The sequence below is a fragment of the Bradyrhizobium sp. HKCCYLS20291 genome, from assembly GCF_051167715.1.
In the GTDB taxonomy this organism is placed as follows: Bacteria; Pseudomonadota; Alphaproteobacteria; order Rhizobiales; family Xanthobacteraceae; genus Bradyrhizobium.
Genome location: NZ_JBNPTO010000001.1, coordinates 585,750 through 606,014, shown reverse-complemented (window position 1 = coordinate 606,014; position 20,265 = coordinate 585,750). Strand labels below are relative to the sequence as shown.

23 protein-coding genes and 1 tRNA gene are annotated in these 20,265 nt (G+C 65.5%); 9 read left to right on the top strand and 15 right to left on the bottom strand.

The genetic code is table 11. From position 1 onward, the window contains the following. Positions 1 to 203: 203 nt before the first annotated feature. Positions 204 to 2,030, bottom strand: a complete 1,827-nt coding sequence (gene glmS, locus ACQR07_RS02910) for a glutamine--fructose-6-phosphate transaminase (isomerizing) (protein WP_434900842.1) — start codon at positions 2,028 to 2,030, stop codon at positions 204 to 206. Positions 2,031 to 2,260: 230 nt separating this feature from the next. Between glmS and ACQR07_RS02905 the strand changes: the two genes are divergently transcribed. Continuing rightward, entirely contained in the window at positions 2,261 to 2,485 is a 225-nt protein-coding gene (locus ACQR07_RS02905) for a hypothetical protein (RefSeq protein WP_434867244.1), read from the top strand. A 19-nt stretch (positions 2,486 to 2,504) separates the two neighbouring features. On the opposite strand, the gene ACQR07_RS02900 is transcribed toward ACQR07_RS02905, so the two are convergent. After that, positions 2,505 to 2,693, bottom strand: coding sequence for a hypothetical protein (locus ACQR07_RS02900; protein ID WP_434900841.1), 189 nt, complete (start codon positions 2,691 to 2,693; stop codon positions 2,505 to 2,507). 22 nt (positions 2,694 to 2,715) lie between these two features. Next, entirely contained in the window at positions 2,716 to 4,062 is a 1,347-nt protein-coding gene (gene glmU, locus ACQR07_RS02895; protein WP_434900840.1) for a bifunctional UDP-N-acetylglucosamine diphosphorylase/glucosamine-1-phosphate N-acetyltransferase GlmU, read from the bottom strand. A gap of 145 nt (positions 4,063 to 4,207) precedes the next feature. Here glmU and ACQR07_RS02890 point away from each other — a divergent pair, with 145 nt between their 5' ends. Together ACQR07_RS02890 and ACQR07_RS02885 are read left to right on the top strand one after the other, a co-directional pair. Then, entirely contained in the window at positions 4,208 to 5,485 is a 1,278-nt protein-coding gene (locus tag ACQR07_RS02890; protein ID WP_434900839.1) for a hypothetical protein, read from the top strand. Positions 5,486 to 5,593: 108 nt separating this feature from the next. Next, positions 5,594 to 5,974: a hypothetical protein gene (locus tag ACQR07_RS02885; RefSeq protein ID WP_434867240.1), complete on the top strand. Its 381-nt coding sequence runs from the start codon at positions 5,594 to 5,596 to the stop codon at positions 5,972 to 5,974. Here the strand turns inward: ACQR07_RS02885 and ACQR07_RS02880 are convergent. Beyond that, on the bottom strand, positions 5,934 to 7,514 hold the full coding sequence (locus ACQR07_RS02880) for a beta-(1-6) glucans synthase (RefSeq protein WP_434901051.1): 1,581 nt from the start codon (positions 7,512 to 7,514) through the stop codon (positions 5,934 to 5,936). The genes ACQR07_RS02885 and ACQR07_RS02880 overlap by 41 nt on opposite strands. 377 nt (positions 7,515 to 7,891) lie before the next feature. Between ACQR07_RS02880 and ACQR07_RS02875 the strand changes: the two genes are divergently transcribed. The 6 genes from ACQR07_RS02875 to ACQR07_RS02850 all read left to right on the top strand — a co-directional run bounded on the left by ACQR07_RS02875 (position 7,892) and on the right by ACQR07_RS02850 (position 12,653). Next, positions 7,892 to 8,461, top strand: coding sequence for a beta-1-3, beta-1-6-glucan biosynthesis protein (locus ACQR07_RS02875; protein ID WP_434901050.1), 570 nt, complete (start codon positions 7,892 to 7,894; stop codon positions 8,459 to 8,461). 319 nt (positions 8,462 to 8,780) lie between these two features. Further along, positions 8,781 to 11,480: a glycosyltransferase gene (locus tag ACQR07_RS02870; RefSeq protein WP_434900838.1), complete on the top strand. Its 2,700-nt coding sequence runs from the start codon at positions 8,781 to 8,783 to the stop codon at positions 11,478 to 11,480. Positions 11,481 to 11,786: 306 nt separating this feature from the next. Then, positions 11,787 to 11,862: transfer RNA gene (locus tag ACQR07_RS02865), tRNA-Lys, on the top strand. A 313-nt stretch (positions 11,863 to 12,175) separates the two neighbouring features. After that, entirely contained in the window at positions 12,176 to 12,328 is a 153-nt protein-coding gene (locus ACQR07_RS02860; RefSeq protein ID WP_434900837.1) for a hypothetical protein, read from the top strand. Beyond that, the gene (locus tag ACQR07_RS02855; RefSeq protein WP_434900836.1) at positions 12,325 to 12,468 is read left to right on the top strand and encodes a hypothetical protein; all 144 of its coding nucleotides are present in this window, start codon (positions 12,325 to 12,327) and stop codon (positions 12,466 to 12,468) included. Before ACQR07_RS02860 ends, ACQR07_RS02855 begins: the two co-directional genes overlap by 4 nt. Before the next feature lie 2 nt (positions 12,469 to 12,470). Then, positions 12,471 to 12,653, top strand: coding sequence for a hypothetical protein (locus ACQR07_RS02850; protein WP_434900835.1), 183 nt, complete (start codon positions 12,471 to 12,473; stop codon positions 12,651 to 12,653). Here the strand turns inward: ACQR07_RS02850 and ACQR07_RS02845 are convergent. The 11 genes from ACQR07_RS02845 to ACQR07_RS02795 all read right to left on the bottom strand — a co-directional run bounded on the left by ACQR07_RS02845 (position 12,647) and on the right by ACQR07_RS02795 (position 20,094). After that, a complete protein-coding gene (locus ACQR07_RS02845) occupies positions 12,647 to 12,988 on the bottom strand; it encodes a hypothetical protein (protein ID WP_434900834.1) in 342 nt (113 codons plus the stop codon). The two genes, ACQR07_RS02850 and ACQR07_RS02845, sit on opposite strands and share 7 nt — an antisense overlap. After that, positions 12,969 to 13,148, bottom strand: a complete 180-nt coding sequence (locus tag ACQR07_RS02840; RefSeq protein WP_434900833.1) for a hypothetical protein — start codon at positions 13,146 to 13,148, stop codon at positions 12,969 to 12,971. Before ACQR07_RS02840 ends, ACQR07_RS02845 begins: the two co-directional genes overlap by 20 nt. Further along, positions 13,148 to 13,327, bottom strand: a complete 180-nt coding sequence (locus tag ACQR07_RS02835) for a hypothetical protein (protein WP_434900832.1) — start codon at positions 13,325 to 13,327, stop codon at positions 13,148 to 13,150. The genes ACQR07_RS02840 and ACQR07_RS02835 overlap by 1 nt, the downstream gene beginning before the upstream one ends. Continuing rightward, positions 13,324 to 14,091, bottom strand: coding sequence for a hypothetical protein (locus tag ACQR07_RS02830; protein WP_434900831.1), 768 nt, complete (start codon positions 14,089 to 14,091; stop codon positions 13,324 to 13,326). Before ACQR07_RS02830 ends, ACQR07_RS02835 begins: the two co-directional genes overlap by 4 nt. Before the next feature lies 1 nt (position 14,092). Beyond that, entirely contained in the window at positions 14,093 to 14,320 is a 228-nt protein-coding gene (locus ACQR07_RS02825; RefSeq protein ID WP_434900830.1) for a hypothetical protein, read from the bottom strand. A 3-nt stretch (positions 14,321 to 14,323) separates the two neighbouring features. Continuing rightward, complete coding sequence (locus ACQR07_RS02820) at positions 14,324 to 16,576, bottom strand: AAA family ATPase (RefSeq protein WP_434900829.1); 2,253 nt, start codon at positions 16,574 to 16,576, stop codon at positions 14,324 to 14,326. 6 nt (positions 16,577 to 16,582) lie between these two features. Further along, on the bottom strand, positions 16,583 to 16,816 hold the full coding sequence (locus ACQR07_RS02815; protein ID WP_434900828.1) for a hypothetical protein: 234 nt from the start codon (positions 16,814 to 16,816) through the stop codon (positions 16,583 to 16,585). Position 16,817: 1 nt separating this feature from the next. Next, positions 16,818 to 17,471 (bottom strand): hypothetical protein, encoded by a 654-nt coding sequence (locus ACQR07_RS02810; RefSeq protein WP_434900827.1) that lies wholly within the window; start codon positions 17,469 to 17,471, stop codon positions 16,818 to 16,820. A gap of 123 nt (positions 17,472 to 17,594) precedes the next feature. Continuing rightward, positions 17,595 to 17,789, bottom strand: coding sequence for a hypothetical protein (locus ACQR07_RS02805; RefSeq protein WP_434900826.1), 195 nt, complete (start codon positions 17,787 to 17,789; stop codon positions 17,595 to 17,597). Positions 17,790 to 18,009: 220 nt separating this feature from the next. Next, a complete protein-coding gene (locus ACQR07_RS02800) occupies positions 18,010 to 19,269 on the bottom strand; it encodes a tyrosine-type recombinase/integrase (protein WP_434900825.1) in 1,260 nt (419 codons plus the stop codon). A 480-nt stretch (positions 19,270 to 19,749) separates the two neighbouring features. Continuing rightward, on the bottom strand, positions 19,750 to 20,094 hold the full coding sequence (locus ACQR07_RS02795) for a hypothetical protein (protein ID WP_434900824.1): 345 nt from the start codon (positions 20,092 to 20,094) through the stop codon (positions 19,750 to 19,752). Positions 20,095 to 20,265 lie beyond the last annotated feature (171 nt).

Below are 20,265 nucleotides of genomic sequence, written 5' to 3'. Positions count from 1 at the left end.
TCAGTCGTCGTCCCGGGCAAGCTGCGCCAGCGCGCCAGCGTTGGCGCAGCGCCGACCCGGGATCCATACTCCCAGGAGGTGGTTTGGGCCCCGCTGGAGCCGTCAGAGCTGCCCATCATCAAACGCGGTGGCTATGGATCCCGGCGTTCGCCGGGATGACACTGAATGTATCGAGGCAGCGTCGCAACTCACGCCTTAGCGTCCTACTCCACCGTCACGGACTTCGCCAGATTGCGCGGCTGGTCGACGTCGGTGCCCATGACGACGGCGGTGTGATAGGCGAGCAACTGCACCGGAACGGCGTAGACGATCGGGGTGAAGGTCGCGGCCATGTCGGGCATGGTGATCGTGACCAGCGACTCCACGGTCGCTTCCTCGGCGCCCTTGGCATCGGTCATCAGGATGATGTTGCCGCCGCGTGCTGCGACCTCCTGCATGTTCGACACCGTCTTCTCGAACACGCGATCATAGGGCGCGATGACGACGACCGGCATGGTCTCGTCGATCAGCGCGATCGGGCCGTGCTTGAGCTCGCCGGCCGCGTAGCCCTCGGCATGGATGTAGGAGATCTCCTTCAGCTTCAGCGCACCTTCGAGCGCCAGCGGATAGGAGGTGCCGCGGCCGAGATACAGCACGTCCTTCGACTTGGCGATCTCGCGGGCGAGCTTCTCGATCTGCGGCTCGGTGGTCAGCGCCGAAGCGATCAGGCGCGGCACCTCGACGAGGCCGTGCACCAGCTTGGTCTCGTCGGCTTCGGAAAGTTCGCCGCGGCCGCGGCCGGCAGCGATCGCCAGCGCCGCCAGCACCATCAGCTGACAGGTGAACGCCTTGGTCGAGGCGACGCCGATTTCGGGGCCGGCCAGGGTCGGCATCACCACATCGCTCTCGCGCGCGATCGTCGAGGTCGGCACGTTGACGACCGACAGCGTGTGCACGCCCTGCGACTTGGCATAGCGTAGTGCCGCCAGCGTGTCGGCGGTCTCGCCCGATTGCGAGATGAAGATCGCAAGATCGCCCTTGCGCAGCGGCGCCTCGCGGTAGCGGAACTCGGAGGCGACATCGAGTTCGACCGGCACGCGCGCAAACCGCTCGAACCAGTATTTGGCGACGAAGCCGGCATAGCTCGCGGTGCCGCAGGCGGTGATCGAGATGCGCTGGATGTCCTTGAAGTCGAACGGCAGCCGCGCCGGCAGCATCACGCGTTCGGTGCCCATGTCGACGTACCGCGCCAAGGTGTGGCCGACGACCTCGGGCTGCTCGTGAATCTCCTTGGCCATGAAGTGGCGGTAGTTGGCCTTGTCGACCAGGAACGACGACGCACCGGATTTCAGCACGTCACGCTTCACCACTGCGCCCGATGCATCATGGATGATGCCGGAGTCGCGGGTGATCTCGACCCAGTCGCCATCGTCGAGATAGCTGATCGTATCGGTGAACGGCGCCAGCGCGATCGCGTCCGAGCCGAGGAACATCTCGCCGTCGCCATAACCCATCGCCAGCGGCGAGCCCTTGCGGGCGCCGATCAGGAGATTGCCATGCCCCTTGAACAGGAAGGCGAGCGCGAATGCGCCCTTCAGATGCGGCAGCGACGCAGCAACCGCTTGCTGCGGGGTGTGGCCCTTCAGCAGATAGGAATTCACGAGATGAACGACTGTCTCGGTGTCGGTCTCTGAGGTGAACTTGGCGCCCTGCGTTTCGAGCTCGGCACGTAGTTCGCGAAAATTCTCGATGATGCCGTTGTGCACCACTGCAACGTTGTCAGTCGCGTGCGGATGCGCGTTGCCCTCGGTCGGCTTGCCGTGCGTTGCCCAACGCGTGTGACCAATGCCGGCGTGGCCCTTCAGCGGCTCCCGCTCAAGCCGCTTCTCCAGGTTCTTGAGCTTGCCCTCGGCGCGCCTGCGATCCAGGTGATCACCTTCCAGCGTCGCAACGCCCGCGGAGTCGTAGCCGCGATATTCGAGACGCTTGAGGGAATCGACGAGGTGCTCGGCAACCGGCCCGCGTCCCAGGATCCCGATGATTCCGCACATCAGCGCTAGTCCCCAAATCGTCGAGAGAGATTCAAATGCGTGGCATTGTCTTAACGAAAACCGCGCGCTTTCAGGATTCAATAATTATTGCGGATTGCGACAGGGTTAAGTGGCAGGCTTAACCGCGCGGGCGGCCAATCAACTCCGGTTCGACGCGGAGGTCAGTTCGAAGCGCGCTTAACGCCCGGTCAACGCTTTCACGGCGACACTGTCGCGTCGGAGATGACGCCATGACCAATAACCGCTCGACTGATCCCAAAGGCACCAGCCCGCTGAGCCTGTCGCACCCCACCTCCGGCAGCCATCTCGCGCACTGGCCGCCGCCCACCCTCGCCCATGAGCTCAAGCCGATGCCGATCAAGCATCGCACCAACGAGCCCGTCAAGCACGGGACGCGGCGCGGCTGGCGCCTCACGCGGGCAATGTTCGCCGAGTTCCAGGACGACGAGGACTAGCTTCGCACGGCGGTCCGCATCAGACGAGCCAGGCCGAGGCGATCGTGCCGATGAGTGCCCAAACACCAATTCCGGCGAGGAACATGATGTCCCGCCCCGGCGTGAGTCCGATCGCGGCGTAGAGCATGCGGCCAGACAACGTTGCCAACCGCATGGTCGCGATCAGCACCTCCCTGGCCACGTCGAAGATCAGCTGACCAAGCTCCACGCTGCCCTTTCCGCCGAGGGCCCTACTTCTTCTGACGTTGCTTCGCGCTCCGGAACCGCGCCGCCGCGCCCTCGCGCGTGGTCTGCGGGCTGCGCTCCAGCGCCAGCGCATCATCGGGCACGTCGCGCGTGATCACCGATCCCGAGCCGATATAGGCGCGCGCGCCGATGTTGATCGGCGCCACCAGCGAGGTGTTGGTGCCGATGAACGCGCCCTCGCCGATAACAGTCTTGTACTTGTTGAAGCCGTCGTAGTTGCAGGTGATGGTGCCGGCGCCGATGTTGGCGTTGGCGCCGACATGGGCGTCGCCGATGTAGGACAGGTGGTTGACCTTCACGCCCGGCTCCAGCACCGCGGCTTTGGCCTCGACGAAATTGCCGATCTTGGCGCCGTCCCCCATCGACGTTCCGGGTCTGAGACGCGCGAACGGTCCGAGCAGCGTCTTGCTGCCCAGCCTGGACTGCACGATGTGCGAGAACGAATGCACGATGGCGCCATCGCCGATCGACACGCCCGGTCCGATGACGACGAACGGCTCGATGGTCACGTCCCTGCCGAACGTGGTGTCGGCCGCGAGAAACACCGTCTCCGGCGCGATCAGGGTCACGCCGGCTTCCATCGCCGCCTGCCGCAAGCGGGTCTGCATCGCGGCTTCGGCCTGGGCGAGCTGCGCCTTGGTATTGATGCCGCGGACCTCGTCCTCCGAGGTTTCGATCACGACCGCATCGAGGCCGAGTTCGCGCGCGATTGCGACCGCATCGACGAGATAATATTCGCCCTTCTTGTTGGCGTTGCTGATCTTGTCGAGAATGGCCAGCGCGTGCCGGCCGGCCAGTGCCATCACACCGGCGTTGCACAGCGTGATCGCCCGCTCCGCCTCGCTCGCATCGGCCTGCTCCCGGATCGCGACCAGCTTCGATCCATCCATCAGCAGGCGGCCGTAACCGGTCGGATCGGCAGCACGGAAGCCGAGCACGGCGATGGCCGCGCCCGCGGCCAGCGGCGCCCGCATCCGCGCGAAGGTGTCGGCGGTGATCAGCGGCGTATCGCCGAAGGCGACCAGCAGGTCATCGGCGCCGCGCGCGATCGCCGGCCGGGCCGCCAGAACCGCATGCGCCGTGCCCAGCCGCTCGTGCTGGACGAAAATGTCGGCGTTCGGCCGCAGCCGCTTCGCCTCACGCTCGACGGCGTCGTGATCGGGACCGATCACCACCGCCACGTCGGCACCATCGCCATGCGGCGCCGACGCCAGCACGTGAGCGAGCATTGATTCGCCGGCGATCGGATGCAGCACTTTCGGGATGCTGGTGCGCATCCGCGTGCCCTCGCCCGCCGCAAGCACGATCGTGAGACTGGTTCGAGCGGTCATTCAACACCTTGAAATAAGTAGGCAATCAGAAGTGCCACACCGGCGCTGTCATAAAGCGTTTTCTGCCCGCGGCAAGCCGCAGCAGCTGAAGCCTATGGTGGTTTTCCTGATAATGTTCGCTTCATGATTCGATTAAGGCAGGTTCATGGCTAGGGACTTCCACAAATCAGCCGGCGCGCAAGGAGCCGAAAAGACGGGCGGAACGCTGTCCGGACTGTTTGCGGACGAGAACGAGTTCGATCGCCGGGCGATGTGGCGGCTCGGCTGGTGGGGCGCGGGCGCCGTCGGCGCCGTAGGCCTAGCCGTTGTCGCCAACCAGGCCGCCCACGGGCTGCGGCAGGACCGGATCTCTTCGGCCGATCTGTCGCGCCAGGCCAAGCTGATCCAGTCGCTCGCCCGGGAGACGCAGGGCGAGGCGCGCCAGCTCGGCGCCGCCATCGAGACGCTCAACACCGACCGCGACCGGCTGTTTGCGCGCGTGACCGTGCTCGAGCAGGGCCTGGAATCGGTTACCGGCACGCTCGCCAAACAGAGTTCCCAGGCCGCCGCCAGCCCGGCCATCGCCGGCAAGTCCGCGCCCCCGGCGATCGCCGCGGTCGAGACGCAGCCGTCCTCGCCGTCCCCGAGCGCATTACCGGCCTTTGCCAATATGTCCCCCTTCATGGCGGCGCCGAGCGGCGCGCCGGGAACCGCCAGTCAGCCCGCCAGTGCGGCCCTGCCATCGCCGTCCCCGTCGCCGACGGAAGCCGCGAAGCCGCTCTCCGCGGCCATGCTCGCCGGAGGTCCTCCGCCGGCCCCCGCCGCGTCGCCCTCCCCGGCCGCCGCCGGCAAGCCCGCGGACGGCGACAAGCTCGCCAAGGCCGAACTGCCCGCCGAGGCGCCGGCTGCGAAGGGCACGGATAATGCGGATGTCGCGGCTGCGATCGTCCAGAAGACCGAGTTTGCCGTCGATCTCGGCGGGGCGAATTCGATTGGCGGCCTGCGGGCGATGTGGCGCGGCCTGAGCAAGGCCAACCCCGATCTGGCCGCGCTGCGGCCGATCATCATCCTCAAGGAAGGCCAGGCCGGTCCCGGCATGCAACTGCGGCTGGGCGCCGGCCCGCTCGGCGATGCCGCCGCGGCCGCCAGGATCTGTGCGGCCCTGGCCGAGCAGCAGCGTCCCTGTGAAACCACCGTCTATGATGGCCAGCGTCTGGCGATCCGCGACGAGCCCGACGCCAGCGAGACGGTCAAGCCGGCCGTGCCGGCGATGCAGAAGCCGCTGCCGGCCCAGCGTCGCCGGGTGCTGCAGCCGCAGGCGCAGCAGCGTCACGGCAGCAGGCGCGAGGAACCGCCGGCGGCGGCCGCGCCCGCGGCGCCCCCGGCGGAGGCACCAAAGCCGGAGCAGCCGTCGGCGCTGTCGTCCTTCTTCCGCCGCTCCTGAGCCTCAAATCATCTTGCCGCGAAAGGTGCTTGGGACGGATTGTGAAGCCAATCCGTGAAGTCCGTTTGCGGCTTGTCCGCAGGCCCGTTCCGCAGCATAGTCCCGCGCATGAAAAAGACCCCGTTCCGCCTCTCGCCCTATCAGGTGCAATGGCTCCTGATCGTCGGCTTCGTCACCGTCGGCTACGCCCTCTACCTGCGCTATCTCGCGATCGAGCTGTCGAGCGTCGCGCTCGCCTGCGACGCCGGCCTGCAGACGCTCGCCTGCAAGAGCCGCGCGGTCGCTACCACGCTGTTCAAGAATTCAGTGTTCGGCGCCACCGCGCTGGTGATCGCGGTGCTGCACGTGATGCGGCCGTCGATCGTACTCTTGACCGGCGGACTGGTCGCCGCCGGGCTCGGCATCGTGCTCTACAACATCGTGCTGTCGGGGCTGGCGATCGGCCTGCTCATCCTCGGATTTGCGCGGCCCGCGCCCGCCACAGCGTAACGGCGAGCGTCAGGTACATCGCGCAGGTCCACAGCGCCTGCCAATTGTCCCGGCCTTCATTGTAGATGACGTAGACCGAGGCGATCGCCAGCAGGCCGGCGAAGCTTGCCTCCGCGATCGGGCGCACGCCCTGCGCCGGACGGTTGGCCATGAGCATCGCGAACGGCACCACCGCCATGGTCAGGCTGGCGAACGGAAAGTCGCGGTAGCGCGGATCGAACACGAAGCCGAGCGCCGTCTGGGCCGCGATCAGCACCGTGACGATCAGAACCAGACCCAGCGCGAAGGTGATCTTCAGCTGCTTGCGGCCATCGGCCGGCCCGAGCAGATCGAGAAAGGTCGGCAGGGGACGGCCGGCCATCGCGGCGTTGGCGGCCAGGATCGGCGACAGCACGCCGGCGGCGAGCAGCGCGCCCCATTGCAGCCAGCCGCCAAAGCCGAGGCTCTCATAGTACATCTTGTCCGCGGCCATGCCGAGCAGCACACCGGCCGTGGTTGCCGAGATCGCGACCCCGATCCACGCCGAAATGTGCGGCGGCCAGGGCCGGCGCCGCACCGTCAGCCAACCGGCCATGAAGACGATGAAGGACAGCGCCATGCCGGCGCCCATCTGCAGCTTCCACTGCGGAAAGTTGCTGACGGGCTCGCCCGGCGGATATTTCAGCGCCCGCGTATCGTCGCTGATCAGGCCCCAATAGCCGCCGACCGTGCCCTCGAGCTTGCGCTTCCACGGCTGGTCATAGGCCTCGATCAGGTTGACGCGGAAATTCTCGCGCTTGGCCAGCGTCAGGATCTCCGACACCACCCGCGCCTGGTTGGCGCGCGACGGCAGCGCGCCCTCGCGCATCCGCCCCTCGCTCGGCCAGCCGGTCTCGCCGATCAGGATCTCCTTGCCGGGGAACGCCACGCCAACCTGCTGGCGGATGGTATCGACATGCGAGGCGGCAAACTTGGCGCGCACCGGCATGTCCTCCCAGTAAGGAAGAATATGAACGGTGACGAAATCGACGATGTCGTAGAGCTCGCGATTGCGCAGCCAGAATTCCCAGACGTCGGCATAGGTCACGGGCACCTGGACCTGCGCCTTGACGCTGCGGATGGTCGCGGCGAGGTCGGCGGTGGTCATCTCGCCGCGCAGCAGCACCTCGTTGCCGACGACGACGCCGGTGATCACCTGCGGAGAGCGCTTGATCAGGTCGACGGCGATGCCGATCTGCTGCTGGTTCTTCAGCTTGTTGGAGCCGAGCCAGATCCCCTGGATGACCTTGATGCCGACGCGGGCGGCGATGCCCGGCACCTGGTCGAGACCGTTCTCGATCGAATAGGTACGGACGCATTCTGAGATCTTGGCGAGCTGGACCAGATCCTGCTCGATCTGCTCGGCGTCGATGTGGGTGGTCGGGTCGAGCGGGCTCTGCTGGCCCCGGAACGGGGCGTAGGAGACGCATTGCACCTTCGAATCGAGCTCGATCGGCGCCCGGGCGAGCGTGATCGGCTTGGCCAGCCACCACCACGCGGCGGCGATGACACCCAAGGAAATGAGCAGAAGCGCCAGCGGCGTACGAAGGGATTTCAGTTCCGTGTCTCCAGGCAGGGAGGTGTCGATTACCCGGTTGGCGGCGATCTGCCAAGTAGGCGAACTCCGGAGCCCCCAGGCGTGGGCGGCTCCCGATCCCAATCCGGCTTTTACGATGACGCGAGAAAGTTGGGGCCTTGCTGGACAAAATCCGAGATTCCAGTCATTGGGAATCCCGGGCTGACCTGCCCGTTGCGTCCGTTGTTTGGAGCGGTTCACTCGCCCGTTAGGAACGGCATGCGATGGTCGGAATCAACCTCCCGCCGCAATCGGGGCTGATTTGACCGGCATCAACACTGCGTCCCCGAGGGGACGGCATGAAGGCAACATTCGGGGAATTTATGGGTCGACGCGTGCTCCAGTCCAAGTTTTCGGTTTTGCGCCTGTGTGCGGCTCTCGGCCTTTCGGTCCTGGCCGGCCTGCCCGGCGCCTTCGCCCAGAGCGGCAACGACCATCCCCAGGACCAGAAGCCGCAGGCGGCCAATCCGGCCGACGCCAAGGAGAACCAGCGCAAGGCAGACGAATTCGGCGAGGCCGCCCAGGCGCTCAGCGGCGGGCCGGCCGGCAATCCCGAATGCGTCTGGCTCGGCCGCCGGGTCGTGCAGCTGATGTACCGCGACGACCTCGATACCGCCTTCCGCCATCTCGACCTGTATGACCGCTTCGGCTGCCCCGGCGGCCATGTCCAGGCCTCGTTCCGCTGCCTGACGCGGTTCATCGCCCAGATCGACGACAAGGTGCCGAACTCGCTGAACAACCACGTCCACACCTGCTGGATCAATCCGGACGCCAAGCCGCAGGTGGCCGCCGCTCCGGCGCCGGCCGCTCCGCCGGCTCCGGCGGGGTCGGCGCCTCAGGCCGCCCCGGCGGCGCCCGCGGCGCAACCCGCGCCGCAGCCGGCCAAGCAATAGGCGCCCTGCCCGCCGCGCCGGGCTGCGCGGTGAGGATTGCAGGCCCCGCTGCAGTTGTTTAATCGCGCTGCAGCGGTATCCTGTCGCAGGTGGTTCGGCGTCGATCGTTCCGGCGGTTCAGCCCTCGTTCAGTGATGAACCGGCCTTAATGTGATCACCGGCAGGGCCAATGACGGACTTGCCGGTGTCTGATCGAAGCCGCGCTTCGCATGGCGTGCCTGGGCAGCACGCCGGCCGAGCGTGCCGCCGGTGCGCCGCGCGTCTCCCGCGTCGGAACAGCCGCTCCTCACTCCTTAAGCCCGCCATGGTGTCCTGACCGATGCGCGTGATCGCAGCCGTCATCCTGTTCGTCGCCGCCGCGCATGCCGCGCTGTGGGGCGTGTTGCAAACCAAGCAGAACGCGCCCGATTTCACCGGCATGCTGCCGAGCGTGTCCTATGCGCCGTTCGAGGGCACCGACCATCCCGACGTCGACAACATCCCGAATGCCGAGCGCATCCGAAGCGACCTGAAGAAGCTCGCCAGCATCACCCGCGCGATCCGCCTGTATTCATCGACCGGCGGCGTCGAGCTGGTGCCGCCGATCGCGGCCGAGGTCGGCCTCAAGGTCATGCTCGGCGTCTGGATCGACAAGAACGAGGACCGCAACGAGCGCGAGATCGCCGCCGCTGTCCAGCTCGCCCGCCGCAACAGCAACGTCATCGGCGTCGTCGTCGGCAACGAGACCTTGTACCGCGGCGAGCTCAAGCCGGACGAACTGATCGGCTACATCAAGAAGGTCAAGAAGTCGGTCAGCGTGCCCGTGACCACCGGCGAGATCTGGAACCTGTGGCGCGACTATCCGCAGCTCGCCTCCAACGTCGATTTCATCGCCGCGCACGTGCTGCCGTATTGGGAGTTCTTCAGTCACACCCAGGCCGTCGACCAGGCAGTCGATCGCTATCAGCTGCTGCGCGAAAAATTCCCCGGCAAGCGCATCGTGATCGCCGAGTTCGGCTGGCCGAGCGAGGGCTACAACCGTGGCATCGCCGATCCCGGCCCGTTCCAGCAGGCCTGGGTGCTGCGCAATTTCGTCACCCGCGCCGAGGCAATCGGCATGGAGTACAACATCGTCGAGGGCATCGATCAGCCCTGGAAATTCTTCGAAGGCGGCGTCGGCCCGTACTGGGGCGTGCTGAACGCCGCGCGCGAAGCAAAATTCTCGTGGACCGGTCCGATCGTGAACCCGGACTATTGGAAGCTCGCGACCATCGCGCTGCTCGTCGGCGTGCTCCTGTCATTGCCGATCGTGCGGCTGCGCCGGCCGACGCTGCTGCAGGCGATGCTGCTGGCGATCACGGCGCATGGCGTCGGCGCCTGGGTGTCCAACGTCTTCGCCTATTGGAACGTGCATTATTTCGTCTGGGGCTCGGCCTTCGCGCTGACGCTCGGCCTCACGCTCCTTGTCCCCCTGATTCTCATCGCTATGGCCCGCATCGAGGAGATCGCCGCGATCGCCTTCGGCCGCGAGCCGCGCCGGCTCCTCACCCGTGACAAAGTCGCGCGCGACCGCGCCAAGGCGCCGGAGGGCTATTGCCCGAAGGTCTCGATCCACGTGCCGGCCTATTTCGAGCCGGTCGAGATGATGAAGCAGACGCTGGATGCGCTGGCGCGGCTCGACTACCCGAACTACGAGGTGGTCTGCATCATCAACAACACGCCCGACCCGGCGTTCTGGCAGCCGATCCAGGATCACTGCCGCATGCTCGGCGAGCGCTTCAAGTTCATCAACGCCGAGAAGGTCAAGGGCTTCAAGGCCGGCGCGCTGCGCATCGCGATGGAGCGCACCGCGGCCGATGCCGAGATCATCGGCATCATCGACGCCGACTATGTGGTGACGCCGGACTGGCTCTCCGACCTCGTGCCGGCCTTCGCCGACCCCGCCGTGGGCCTCGTGCAGGCGCCGCAGGAGCATCGCGACGAGCACCTGTCGCTGATGCACTACATCATGAACGGCGAATATGCCGGCTTCTTCGACATCGGCATGGTCCAGCGCAACGAGGAGAACGCGATCATCGTGCACGGCACGATGTGCCTGATCCGCCGCGCGGCGATGGACATGGCCGGCGGCTGGTCGAGCGACACGATCTGCGAGGACACCGACCTCGGCCTCGCCATCCAGGAGCTCGGATGGCAGACCCACTACACCGCCACCCGCTACGGCTCGGGCCTGCTGCCGGACACCTACGAGGCGTTCAAGAAGCAGCGCCATCGCTGGGCCTATGGCGGCTTCCAGATCGTCAAGAAGCACTGGCAGCGCTTCCTGCCCGGCCGGAGCCGGCTGACATCAGACCAGAAGCGCGAGTTCTCGCTCGGCTGGCTGAACTGGCTCGGCGCCGAGAGCCTCGGCGTCGTCGTCGCGATCCTCAACCTGATCTGGGTGCCGATCGTGGCCTTCGCCGGCATCGCCATTCCCGACAAGATCCTGACCATCCCGATCATCGCCGCCTTCGTGGTGTCGCTCGCGCACTTCCTCATTCTCTACCGGCTGCGCGTCGCGATCCGGCCGTGGCAGATGCTGGGCGCGATGATCGCGGCGATGTCGGTGCAATGGACGGTCAGCCGCGCCGTGGCGCAGGGCCTGATCACCGAGCATTTGGCGTTCGCTCGCACGTCCAAGGGCGGTCTCTCCAGGATGTCGATCGAGTTCCAGGCGTTCTGGGAGGCGGTGATCGGCGTGCTGCTCCTGATCGGCGCCACCATCCTGATCATGACCAACTACCACGCCATCACCGAGCTCTACATCTTCGCCGCGGTCCTGATCCTGGAGAGCCTGCCGTTCCTGTCCGCGGTCGCGATCGCCGTGCTGGAGATGTCGCGCATCAACTCCTTCGAGTTCTGGCGCCACGCCACCATCCGCACCGCCGAACTGATCGGCCTGCGCCCGGTCTGGGTGCCGGAGCTGGCCGGCCCAGGGATGCAACCCATGCAGCCGGCACCGCTGAGCGCCGCGGCGACGAAGGTGGTGGAGAAGGTGTGAGGTTGGGGCCTGGCGCGTCGGCTGACCGCCGGCCGCGCCGGTCCTCGTATCCATCCCATGGGGCATCCCGCCCGCGGCCGTCTTTCGAGACGCCCGCCACCCTGTGGTTTCCCTCCCCGCCCTATTGACCGGACCGCACCCACCCCCTACACAGCGCGCACGACAGCATGCGGCCCACGGGCCAGGGGTCAGCCCCCGTTCCCGTAAGCCCGCAGTGAACCACGGCCACGCCGCAAGCGTTCTGATGGTCACCTGCCGACGATCCGGACAGTGACGGTACTGCCGTCACACCGCTTCCTGGGAAGCGAGCGCGTAGCTCAGCCGGTAGAGCACGTGACTTTTAATCATGGGGTCCCGGGTTCGAGTCCCGGCGCGCTCACCAACCAAATCAAGCACTTAGCCCGAAACTGCTGACACGCTCGAAACGCCATGTCAGCGATATGTCAGCAAAAGCCTTACGGTTGCTGACACGCTCGCACGGCGATCGGCGGCGTCCTCCTCATGTTGGGCCGGTCCCCGGCGCAATTGAGGTAATCTTGTGCTTGCGTCAGCCCAATTGACGCGGCAATCATTGGGCGTTGCGAGACCGGGGGGCCGACCCCCGGTCGTCTCGGCCAAGGCCCGGCGCAATCCCATTTCCAGATCAAGGGCCGTCATGCCCGGATCGCCAGACCCCAAAACGGGGAGGTGTATCCGTGCGCAAAATCCTTTTCGGCCTCTGTGCCGGTCTCGGCGTCCTCTATGCGGCGTATCTGGACATCGTGAAGCCGGCCTGCGCGCTCGGCTTTGAAAGCACCGTCTGCCAATACGTCGCCGATCTGTCGGATGATGCGGAGGTGCGGCAATGACCTTCGCTATTGGCTTCGTTGCCGGTGTTGCCGCCACCCTTCTCACCGCCGTCGCTCTGATGGCCTTCATGCTGCTGGCCCCCCTCTGGGAGCAGCGGAGCTTTGCGAAGCGTTTTGATGATCACTGCCGGAATGCTTAAGCATGCCGGATACCGATGAGCGCCGCGACGCGACCATCCTCAAGCTGGTGGTGATCACGGCGCTTTGCCTCGGCTTCCTGCTCGGCGTGATCCTGACCGCGATCATGGCGCTGGCGATCCTCTACATCAGCCGCATGCCGCCGCACGTGGCGCCGTACTCGATCCAGCAGAGCGAGCGTCAGTAACGGACTTCGTACCGGAACGTCGCCGTGATGCCGGCGTGACGCGTCGTGATGGTCGTCCCGTCGTCCTGCTTATCGGTCGTCACGATCGCGCCCGGCAGGATGCGCTCTGCCCCGCCGATCGGCGTGATCTCATACCCGGCGGCGTCCAGATCGGTCAGGATGAACGAGCCCTGCAGGCACTCGATGACGGCCGGCTGCTCGCCCGGAATGCTGGTGATCCATCCGCCGCGTTTCATGATCCACGCGTTGAGATCGCGGAAGCGCTCGGCCGTCGACTTCGCCAGCTTGTAGGTCTGGCCGGGGACGTATTTGTCGCTACTCGCAGTCGTCGGCATATCGCATCACCAGGTCGACAAGGGTTTGCAACGTCTCGCGCAGGCCTGCCCGGTCCTTTGGGCCGGGCGTGAAGCGCATCGTGACGAGACGCGTTGCGACGTTCGCCATGGTGTCCTCAATCGCCTTCAGACCGTGATCTCTGGCCGTTGGGATCGCCATCAGTGCACCGTGATCCTGATCGAGCGGGCCGCCTCGGCGCCGTGTTCGGCGCGGACGACCTCGACGACCTCGGCACGGGTCAGAACCCAAGCATGCGGCCACCACGGGTGCGCGTAATGGCCGACATGCATCAGCAGACGGACGTCGGCGGCGATCTTGGGATCGTCGGAATAGGTCATCGCTCGGTCTGCTTCGAATACTCGCCGTTGGCCACCATGGCCTGATAGCGAAGCTTGTTCTGAAGGTAGAGCCGCTCTTTCTGATCGTCGCTCAATCCGGTGCCGTTGACGGCGCCGAACGAGTTGCGGGCGATGGCCCGTTCCTCGGCGGTCAGGGTATGTGTCGACGGCGCCTCTCTCCGGCCGCTGCCGCTATGGACCTCGCGGGACACGGGCGCGGCTACGCCGCCCGGCAATGACCGGCGCGGCGCCTGCGGTCGCTGCGGCGGCGGTGCGGGCCTCGCGGCGACGACGGCCGGCGGCTCATAGGCCGGCTCCGGTTCGGGCTCCGGCTCCGGCTCGACTGCCGGATCAGTGCGCAGAGCGCCGCTGCGCGCCTTCTCCATCCGCTCCAGATCGGCGGCAACTTCTCGCGTCACCCGCTCGCGCATCTCGTCGCTGTCGTCCGGGACGCCTTCCGCCCTGGCCATCGCATAGGCGCGGTGCGCCAGCGGCGCGACGTCCGGCGAAATCAGGCGCGGATAAGTCTTGAGCCATTGCCGGTTCGCATCCGACAGGTTCGGCATCGCGTCGATCTGTTCCTCGATCGTCAGCGGCTTGGCCCGCGCCATCTCCTCGGCGCGACGCTGCGCCTCCAAGGCATGCTTGAGCGCCGCGTCGTCGGCCGGTGGCGGCGCAGGCGGCGGCGCGTCCATGACAGGCACCGCGCCACCCGTCGAATACGTCAGCGGCTTCTTGGACCGCGTTGGGCGCGTGTAGACCATGTTACGCCCCGGTCCTGCGAACGTTCGGCATGAAGGTGCCGCCGAGGTGGTTGTTGTCGTCGCGGCCCGGCCCATCGGCCTTCGTCCCGGCCTTGGACTTGCCCGGATGCAGGCTGTTGCTCTCGGCGCGGTCGGCCCAATAGTTCAGATTGGCCTTGCTGGACGCCTCGCCCGCCGGGCCTGCCTCGTTCTTGTAGCTCTTGAGCCGTTCGATACGCAGTCGGGACATGGATTAGCTCCTTGGAAGATTTCGAATGAGGTTGGCTTGTGGCGACTGATCGTAGCTGCCGATCCGGGCTTCACCGACGTCATTGACGGGGATGTTGACGTCGCGCGCCGCGATCGTCTGGCGATGCCCACGCGCGGCCTCCTCGCGATAAATCTGCTCGCGGTCCATCATCATCTGAACCATGGCGACATGCACCGTGTTGCCGTCACCGTGGAACGAGCCGCTGAAGGTCGACCCGCTCGGATGCTCCAGCGTGATGTTCCAGCGTCGCGCATTGCTGGCGTCCTGCTTCGCCTTGCAGACGCGCTGGTCGCCGTTGCCCTTGCGCTCGATGATGACGCGCTCCTCGGGCGGTTGTTTGAACGCCAGAGCCATGATCAACCCCTCTTGATGGTGTTGTCGGCCTGCCGGCTGGGCGAGCCACGCGGCGAGGTCGTGGACCGCAGCAATACGGTTCAGCTCGCGCATCACCTCGCCCATTGCGTCGTTACCGTTCTCCGACGTCGAGTGCAGCGAGCGCAGCGGGTTGACAGCGATCACCTCCGCAGCGTGCTGCGCGATCACGGCCTCTAGCGCTTCGATTTGCCGTTGGTTGACCACCACCTTTCCGTTCTGGAGATCGGCAATTCTGATAGTCCCATCGACTCCACTCAGAACGAGCAGGTTCTCACGGACGTCCGCCATCATCGCCTCAGTGAACTTGTGGTGCCGCATGTAGGCCGCGATCCTGCGATAGATTTCGGTCAGCGAGTCCTCAGCGTCGTACAGGAAGCAACGCCGCGGCCTCTTGATGACGACCCCGAGATGGTCGACGCCACAGCTCAAATCAACGAGCGCTGACGTCTGCAACAGCGACTTGCCTGCGCCGCCCGCGGCTGAGAGCAACGCCACAGCGCCGCGCAGCAGCTCGCCCCCGTACACGAACGGACGGGGCGGCAGCTTGTCCAAGTCGAGATCGAGCGGGACGCGGGCCACGTGCTGCACCCACGCAGGGGCCTTGCCATTGGCAGGCTTCCGGTCTTTGCCGGTGTCTTCGTCTCGCGGCTTGCTGGCGGACCCAACCTCGTCACGCATACGCTCGCGTTCGATCCGCGCCAGCCGCTCCAGACGCTGCGAGTCAAAGCGCTGCTGCCATGCGTCCCACCCCTCCGGACTGCCGCCGTTTGCGATGTAGGCCCCTTGGTCGTCCATCTCGTCTACCTCGTCGAAAGCCCCTCCGTTCGAAGGTTTCTTAAGGCCCTGATTCTTCAGCCACTCGCGGGCGATTTGACGTTTGTCGTATTGCCCGGCGCCCGGCTTGCCCCCGACGTATTCGCCCGCCCCGGGCCACTGTTCGAAAAACACTGCGAGCGCTGGAGCGGGCATGTCCGGCCACTCGCGCATGAGGTGTTGAGCGGCAAGAAATCGGTTGGTTGAGCAATCCGATCCAGGAACGTCGTATAGCTGCCTGAAAGCCGCGTTGTCGGCGAGTAGTCCGTTCAGGTCGTACGATCCGAGATCAGAGTCGAATGCGTGGGCGTGCTTCTCCAAATCTGCGCCTTCGAGCAGCTTGATGACTTCGCGCTCTTTGATGGGTGTGGGCTGCTCGCGCTCGATATTCCCGCTCCCCGAGCCGATCAGCTCGACGATGTAGTTGGGCAGCGGCGGGAGCTTGCCGGTCATGAAGGCACGCACAAAATCGTCTCGGTCCGCCGTGTTGCCATAGGTCGCGCCATCTTCACGGATCGAACCGGGGCCGACGAACTGCCCGCCGATGCCGCGCACGTCGGTGCCGTATTGCTTTTTGAGCAGGCCCGCTTTGTTGGTGAACTTTCCTTCGACGTCTCGAAACACGAAATGCGCACCGCCAGACTTGGTGGGGTTGATAGCAACACCAACGGGCGGCCCGCCGTGCTCTTCGAACAAGGCGCGCAGCTTCTCAGGGCCGCCGTCCTTCTGATCGGCGTCGAGCACAACAAGCCGTGACGGGCCGCACGAAATCGAGGGCACGGCATCGGGAAACTCGCGCCACATGTCATTGATGACCGCAACCTTGTTGGTGGCGCCAACGTGAACGGGCCTTTTCCCGTGCTTCAGTTCGAACTCCTCAATAGCGGCTTCGCGTTCGTCCTTCGAGATCGCGGTGTCGGCCTTCGTGTAGCGAGGCACGAGCGGCACTTTGCCATTCGACGGGAAGACGTAGAGCCCGGCCTCGGCGAAGAACTTGGCATTGCGGCGATTGGTGCTTCGGCGGGCGCCAGTTGTGTCGACTGTCATCGTAGCTCACTCTCGATGGTACTTGATATTCGGGCTGCACTTGCAGTCCCTGATGCTGAACGTTTCCAGCGCGGGGCACCAATCGTCATGCTCGAAGATGGCGTGCGCAACCATGCCGGGCTTTAGCGCTTCGTCCAGCGTGATCTCCGGCCGCGACTTTGCGTGCTGCAGCCAACGGTCCGCATTCTCGCGCTCGCGCTTGGTCGCAGTCCGCGCCTTTCTGTGTGCCTTTTTTCCCATCTCAACCTCCTGTTTTCTCTGCTAGCTCTTTGTTGACGTAGTTACGCTCGCTATCGCTCATCGTCTTCAGCAGGGTCACCGCGAGTGCTGCATTCGAGCTAGGCGCGTAGGTCTGAGCGGACTTGCCCTGCGACCTCAGCTTTGCCCGCTGCTCTGCCGCCGCTTCCTTGGCCTGCTCTGCCCGATGCGCCTTGACGAGCTTATCGGCGAGCAGCTTGTATTCTTTCGCTGATAGCGCAGCGCGGGCGGTACCGGCCTTGCTGCCGAACAGCGTCAACAGCTTCTCAGCCTCCCACTCCGCACACTTGCGGTTGAAGGCGCCTCGCCGTGCCGCGCGCCGCATCTGATCGGCCAGTACGATGCGCTCACCCTCGAAGAGGGTCAGACTATCGCGCGGGGTTAGTTCGGTCGCGTCCTCATCCTCGTCGACGAGAGGCCCGAGCCCGTTTGTATCCGCGATGTCTATTGCGTACGGGTCGACGCGGCGCGAGGAATGGATGGGGCGGCTGCACGCGCCTTCGCCGCCTTCGCGATTGAAGCCCTCGCTTTTCATGAACGCTGTGGCCGCGTCATTTCGCGGCGCCCCGCCGTCGTCAATCTCGATCGGAAGCGACGGCCGAACGTCGTCGGCCGGAATTCGGTCTAGTAGTTTCACGTGCTGTCTCTCGGTCGGTGGGCACGCAGGCGCCCGTCCCCGCGCAGCGTTGCGTGAGGCTTGGCCGGTGCTTGCGCTGTTTTGGGGTGGTGCTGGCTTAGCCAGCGGGCGAAGCAGCTCGCATCAAGCCGCGCTGCGAAGGTTCTCGTCAGCCTGCGCGATCTGGTCGCGTGTCCAATATTTCTTGGCGCCGATCGCGATCGGTTTCGGAAGAATGCCGCGAAGGATGTAGTTGCGGATCGAGGAACGGCAGCAGCGGTAGTACACCATTGCCTCTTCGATGCCGATGTACGGGGACGTGATTTCGGGGCTGCTCATCGGTGGTGCCTCTCAAGTGTTGACGCGCGCGGCCATCGCTCGCGAACTACACGTACTATCGGGCAGGCACCGAAATTCGTCAGCTTATTGGACAGAATTGATGGACAAAAGTCAGGTCTGATCAGCCGCCTGACGCCTCCCACCAAGCCGTTGGGGTTATTGACGAATTCGCAGGCGTAGAATGTTTCATCGCAAACGGGCGGACAAAAAGACAAACTTTCTACTTCGCGGCGACGATATGCGCCGCAACCCGCGTCAACGCGTCCCTTCTTTCCTCCAGGTAATCGTGTTCGCCGCCGTAGTTGGCGAAGGCCCCACCAACCGCGATTGAGAGCCCGCCGCCGCCCGGCTTCGCGTGGTTGAGCTGAGCTTCAACAACGTGCGGCGCCACGCCGCTGCGCAGAGCAACAACCGTCCATGTGCGCCGCAGATCGTGCGGTGAGAAGCTCGGTAGCTCAAGGCGCTCGGCAATGGCCGCGCAAGCGTCCCTGAGCGCATAGCGCGAGGTCGGCCGATCGAAGAGACCCGCTGCCGGGAAAACCCACTCGGTGGCCTTCCCGTGCGTCGTCTCGACGTGCCGGGTAACATCCGCGATCACGTCCCCGATGGCGGGAACGATCGGTATCCGCAAGTCCCGACCGTTCTTAGTCCGCTCGCGTGAGAGCCACCAAACCGGAGGCTCACTCTCGACGATCTCTTTCCGGGGGAAGTCTGAAACCTCCGACACGCGGCAGCCGGTGAGCAGAAGCAGCCGCAGCGCGCACCGGACGATGAGCCCGTGAGGCGACTCGACGTTCAGCAGCTCGCGCCAGACGGCGGCAAGCTCTACGTCGTTCAGGCTCCGGGTCCGGACGCGTTCGGCGTTGCGCTTGCCGACGCCCGCAATCGGGTTGGCTTCGAGCTTGCCTTCTCGCACAGCGTAGTTGAAAAGCGAAGCCAACATGGCCTGTTGTCGGTTGGCCGCGATCTTCCCGACCTTCTCGACACCGCGGAGATAATCCGTCACGTCCGCCCGCGTGATCGTGCCGATAGGCCAGCGGCCCCACAGCTCCCGCGGCCCGCCCTCCCGCGCGAGCGTGGCCGTGTACGCCTCCGTGGTCGACGTCGAGCGCGGCCCCTTCCCGCCCTTCTTCTCCGCGCTCAGGAACAGGTCGGCCACCGCGTCAAACGTCGGCCCGCCGCCCGCACGCATCTTTTCCTGTCGGACCACGGCGCGCGGGTCGCGGCCCTGCCCGACGTGCTCGCGGTGCTTGTTGGCGGCCTGCCGAGCCTCAGCAATCGACATTGAGGGCCAGCGTCCCAACGTCACCCGTGCAACGGTGGAAGCAAGCGGGGGCCGATACCTGAAGCTCCAGGACTTGACGCCGTTTGCCGTCACCCGGATGGACAAACCCGGGCACTTCGGGTCGGGCACGTCGACGCGCTTCCCGTCCTCCGTCTTCAGCCCTTCGATGATTTGAACGGTGAGAAGTTTCGGCATTGAGGCCCTCCCCCCTGCACACGGCAGGTTAGACCCCCGATACCCCACACCCCCGTAACTTTCAACGGCCGCAACCTGATTTTTGTTGCCCCCGGGGGCACAAATCGCTTGGTCGTACGAAGTCACCCTTGCCGATAGATGACAGAATATGACGATTTATCAGGCGCTTGATGCGCGTGAGTGGCAGGGCGTGACAACGGATAATCGGGAATATCCTCCCTTTTAATCATGGGGTCCCGGGTTCGAGTCCCGGCGCGCTCACCACATCCCTCACAGAAACTTGGCTGCACTTGTCCGATTGGGATCGAAGCGACGGCGCACTGCTTCGCCGTCGCGGTCCGATTGGGACAGACTGCACGATCACCGCAGGCGTGGGCATCGCGCGCCTGTGCACTCCGGAGGCGCCTCGCCTCCGTGCGACCGAGGCGTTGTCGAGCCGGAGCTGATCGAGAACCGTCGCCCCGAGCCCACGCTCGCAGCTCAGTAGCAGTTGGTCCGGTACTGCCCCATTCCCAGGTGCATGGTCTGGCAGCGCTGCGGCGGAGGCGGCAGCGGCGCGAGCGCGGGGCCGGCTTGCGTGGCCGTCTGGTTGTTCTGTGGCGGCGGCGCGTTCGCCAGGATTGCTGTCTCGGCGGCATTGGCGGCGTCATGGCCGGCGGCGCGGGTGGCCCGGCATTGAACGTAGGCCGGTGAGCCCGGCTGGGCGCCATAGCTCTGGCAGTCCCGATCGTCCTTGGCCGCCAGCTGGGCCCTGACCTCTTCAGTCGACTTGAAACACCCGGCCAGCAACGGCCCGGCCAGAACAAGCACCAGCAAGTATCGCATTACCCCGCCTCTCCCCGCGGCACTGAACCGCAACTTGAGCGCGAGATCAAGCGCGATCGACACCATTGTGGCGCGGCCATTTTCTGCAACAGAGCTGGTGGCTTTCGTAACACCGCTCGGCGAAATGAGGCCTCGTGCGGATGGACGCCGAGCGATGCTCGGGGTCTTGCG